The sequence below is a fragment of the Streptomyces sp. URMC 127 genome (assembly GCF_051386535.1).
Taxonomy (GTDB): domain Bacteria; phylum Actinomycetota; class Actinomycetes; order Streptomycetales; family Streptomycetaceae; genus Streptomyces.
The window spans coordinates 1-4,117 of sequence record NZ_JBPQTW010000349.1; the positions used below are offsets into that span (position 1 = coordinate 1).

4 protein-coding genes are annotated in these 4,117 nt (G+C 72.1%); all 4 read right to left on the minus strand.

Annotation, left to right across the window (positions count from 1 at the left end):
- A partial coding sequence (locus ACSNOH_RS33680; RefSeq protein ID WP_436725252.1) for a flavodoxin-dependent (E)-4-hydroxy-3-methylbut-2-enyl-diphosphate synthase occupies window positions 1-320 on the minus strand: 320 nt, incomplete at its 3' end.
- A gap of 29 nt (window positions 321-349) precedes the next feature.
- Window positions 350-1,372: an adenosyl-hopene transferase HpnH gene (hpnH, locus tag ACSNOH_RS33685; protein WP_030367668.1), complete on the minus strand. Its 1,023-nt coding sequence runs from the start codon at window positions 1,370-1,372 to the stop codon at window positions 350-352.
- A gap of 5 nt (window positions 1,373-1,377) precedes the next feature.
- Entirely contained in the window at window positions 1,378-2,028 is a 651-nt protein-coding gene (locus ACSNOH_RS33690) for a phosphorylase family protein (protein WP_436725250.1), read from the minus strand.
- The gene (gene shc, locus ACSNOH_RS33695; RefSeq protein WP_436725251.1) at window positions 2,028-4,034 is read right to left on the minus strand and encodes a squalene--hopene cyclase; all 2,007 of its coding nucleotides are present in this window, start codon (window positions 4,032-4,034) and stop codon (window positions 2,028-2,030) included. The genes ACSNOH_RS33690 and shc overlap by 1 nt, the downstream gene beginning before the upstream one ends.
- Between the last annotated feature and the right edge of the window lie 83 nt (window positions 4,035-4,117).

The following is a 4,117-nucleotide window of genomic DNA, read 5'->3' on the forward strand; positions in this document are numbered from 1 at the left end:
GCGTCGATGGCGGCGAACACGTACTTCGGCTGGAAGTGGATGTCCGCGATCACCGGGATCTGCGACTTCTTCGCGATCACCGGCAGCGCGTCCGCGTCGTCCTGGGAGGGGCACGCCACCCGTACGATCTGGCAGCCCGCCGCGGTGAGCTCGGCGATCTGCTGCAGGGTGGCACCGATGTCGGCCGTGACCGTCGTGGTCATCGACTGCACCGAGACGGGTGCGTCACCGCCCACGGCGACCGGCCCGACCATGATGCGCCGCGAAGGGCGGCGCACCGCGAGCGGGCGGGCCGGCACACCGGGGAGGCCGAGGGACACCGGTCCCGCGGAAGTGGCGGTCACGGCCGTCAGCTCCGGTTCCCGGCGACGCTCTCGCGGGCCGCGCGGATCGACTCCTTCAGCGATCCCATGGTGGCGAGGACGGCCGTCGGCTCGTATCCGCAGTGGGCCATGCAGTTGTCGCAGCGCGGGTCCTTGCCGCGGCCGTACTTGTCCCAGTCGGTCTCCTCGATCAGCTGACGGTACGTGGGGACGTAGCCGTCGCTCATCAGATAGCAGGGGCGCTGCCACCCGAAGAGGGAGTAGTTGGGGATCGCCCAGGCGGTGCAGGGGAAGTCGACCTTGCCCTCCAGGAAGTCCAGGAAGAGCGGGCTGTGGTTGAGCCGCCAGCGCGCCCGGTTCCCGCCGGAGAACGCCTTCTTGAACAGCTCCCGGGTCTGCTCGACGCCCAGGAAGTGGTCCTGGTCGGGGGCCTTTTCGTAGGCATAGGCGGGCGAGATCATCATCTCGTCGACCTGCAGGTCGTCATTGAGGAAGTTGAGCACCTCGATGATGGTCTGCGGGGTGTCGGTGTTGAAGAAGGTCGAATTGGTGGTGACCCGGAAGCCGCGCCGCTTGGCCTCCTTGATCGCCGCCACCGCCTCGTCGAAGACGCCCTCCTTCGCCACGGACTCGTCGTGCCGCTCGCGCAGCCCGTCGATGTGCACCGCGAACGCGAAATAGGGGGACGGGGTGAACTTGTCCATCTTCTTGCGCAGGAGCATCGCGTTGGTGCAGAGGAAGACATACTTCCGCTTGGCCACGAGCTGCCGCACGATCTCGTCGATCTGCGGGTGCATCAAGGGCTCGCCGCCCGCGATGGAGACCATGGGCGCCCCGGACTCCAGCACGGCGCCGACGGCCTGGGCCACCGGCATGCGCTGCTTGAGCACCCCGGCCGGATGCTGGATCTTGCCGCAGCCCTCGCACTTGAGGTTGCACGCGAAAAGCGGTTCCAGCTCGACGATCAGCGGGAACTTCTCGCGCTTCCTGAGCTTCTGTTCAAAGAGATACGTTCCCACCCGGATGGACTGGCGGAGTGGCATGGCCATCTGGCTCACCTCCTGGGGAGCAGTAAAGAACGGTGCCATTCGATAAAAGCCGGGAGGACGGTGCGCAGGACCCGGAAAGCCGATATTCCACCGCGCAACGTCCCGATCCGGACGAGTTCGTGTTCAGGAGCGTCCACGACCACCCGGACGGCCGCAACGGGGCGCGGGCCCGCCCGCACGGCGCTGCGGAGCGTGGCCGCGGACTCCATGTCCACCGCGAGCGCCCCCGCGGCGTGCAGGGCGGCCCGCTCCGCGCCGCGCACGACGTGGTCCGAGCCGGTGAGGGGGCCGGTGTGGATGACGCGCCGGGGCACGGCGCGCGCGAGCTCCTTGGCGAGCAGCTCGACGCCCGAGCACTCGGTGCGGCCCGCACCGTCCCGGGTCTCGTCGGCGACGACCAGGTCACCGGGGTGCATCCCCGGCGCCAGGCCGGCGCAGAAGCCCGTGGCGACGACCGCGGCCTCGCGCATCGCCGGGCCGGCCAGGGCACGGGTGACGGCATGGTCCGCGGCCTGCGGCCCCATGCCGGTCCGCAGCACGGTCACGGGCCCGGCCGCCTCGCCGGGGCCGCCCCCGCGCAGCGCGAGGCGCTCGATGCCGAGCGCGCAGGCGACCAGCAGCGGTGCGGGGCCGGAGTCGCCCGTGCCGTACGACATCACGCCTCCAGGCGGTCGGGGGTGAACAGCTCCCCGTGCACGTAGCGGCCCAGGGCCGTCAGGGGGAAGACCTGGCGGTAGAGGTGGTAGTTGATGGAGAAGTCCCAGGGGAAGCCCGTGCCGGTGAAGTGCGGCTCGTCCCAGGAGCCGTCCGGGCGCTGGGTGTCCACCAGCCAGGCCACGCCCCGCTCGACGGCCTTGCCCTCCCGCTCGCCGGCGGCGAGCAGGGCCATCAGCGCCCACGCCGTCTGGGAGGCGGTGGAGGTGCCGCGCCCGATCCACTCGGGGTCGCGGTACGAGCGCAGGTCCTCGCCCCAGCCGCCGTCGTCGTTCTGCACGCTGGCAAGCCAGCGCACCGCGCGGCGGATCGCCGGGTGCGAGGCGGGGATGCCGGCCGCGACGAGGGCGGGGACCACCGAACCCGTGCCGTAGACGTAGTTGACGCCCCAGCGGCCGAACCAGGCGCCGCTCTCCTCCTGCTCGCCCAGCAGCCACTCGACGCCGCGCCGGGTGCGCGGGTCGTGCCGCTCGCCGAGGAAGGCGAGCATCTCCACGACGTGCGCGGTGACGTCGGCGGACGGCGGGTCGACGACCTCGCCGAAGTCGCAGAACGGCAGCCGGTTGGGCAGCGTGCTGGTGTTGTCGGCGTCGAAGGCGCCCCAGGCGCCGTTCTTCGACTGCATGCCCAGGTTCCAGCGGGCGGCCCGCCGCACGGCCTTCTCGACGCGCGCCGGGTCGGGGTGGCGGACCCTCTTCAGGGCCAGCACGACCTCGGCCGTGTCGTCGATGTCGGGGTAGGTGTCGTTGTGGAACTCGAAGGCCCAGCCGCCGGGGGGCAGCCCGGGGCGGCGCACCGCCCAGTCGCCGGTGCGGTCGATCTGCTCGGCCAGCATCCAGTCGGCGGCCTTGACGAGCGCCGGGTGGTCGGGCGCCACGCCGGCGTCCGCGAGGGCGATCGTGGCCAGGCAGGTGTCCCACACCGGGGACTGGCACGCCTCGATCATGCGGCTGCCGTCCTCGCGCCACACGGCGAAACGGTCCAGCGACTTCAGGCCCTCGCGCAGCACGGGGTGCTCCAGGTCGTAGCCCAGGAGGTGGAGCGCGATGATCGAGTAGACGGCGGGGGGCTGGATGCCGCCCCAGCAGCCGTCGTTCTCCTGGCGCTCGATGATCCAGCGGGCGGCCTGGTCCAGCGCGAGGCGGCGCAGGCGGCGCAAGGGGAAGCGGCGGTAGTGGTGCAGGGCCTTGTCGAGGCGCTGGAAGGCGCCGTCCCAGCTTGCGGCCGGAGCGAGCGGGCGCGGCGGGCTGGGCCGGGCCGGGTCGGTGTGCAGCTCGTCGAGCGGGAACGGCGCGGGGCGCACGGGCCGCTTCGCGGAGACCACGGTGAGCGGCACGATGGTCTGCCGGGCCCACTGGCCGAAGTCGTAGAGGTTCAGGGGGAACCACTTCGGCAGGAACATGATCTCGGGGGGCAGTTCGGGGAGGTCCTCCCACCGCCACCAGCCGAAGAGGGCGAGCCAGATGCGGGTGAAGACCCGGGAGGCGGCGATGCCGCCCTGCTCGCGGACCCACGCGGAGGCGGCGGCCATGTGCGGGGCGCCGGGGTCGTCGCCGGCGAGCCGCAGGGCGACATAGGCCTCGATCGTCGTGGAGAGCTCGCCGGGCCCGCCGAGGAAGGTGGCCCAGGTGCCGTCCGGGCGCTGCTCGGAGCGGATGTACAGGGCGGCGGCGCGGGTGGTCTCCTCGTCCCGCACGCCCAGGAACTGACGGAGCAGCAGGTCTTCGGCGTCCATGGTGACGTTGGTCTCCAGGTCGCCCTTCCACCACCCCTGCTCGTTCTGGCGGGCGAGGAGGTGGTCGGCCGCGCGGGCCGTGGCCCGCTCGGCGGCGGCGAGGGCGCCGGACGGCCCTGCCTCCGCGAGCGGGGATCGTGCTGTGGTGCTGTCGGTGGCCGCGGCAGCGCGGGGCGGCAGGGCCCCGGTGCTTCCGTCGGTCGTCGCTGTCATGGTTTCCCCTTTTTTGCAGTGAGCTTCCTTCTCTGCCTTCCTGGGGGCTCCGTCGGCCGGCGCCGCACAACACCGGCGCCGGC

Coding starts and splice junctions, on each gene's coding strand:
- shc (WP_436725251.1), bottom strand. CDS start 4,034: ATGACAGCGACGACCGACGGAAGCACCGGGGCCCTGCCGCCCCGCGCT.
- ACSNOH_RS33690 (WP_436725250.1), bottom strand. CDS start 2,028: ATGTCGTACGGCACGGGCGACTCCGGCCCCGCACCGCTGCTGGTCGCC.
- hpnH (WP_030367668.1), bottom strand. CDS start 1,372: ATGGCCATGCCACTCCGCCAGTCCATCCGGGTGGGAACGTATCTCTTT.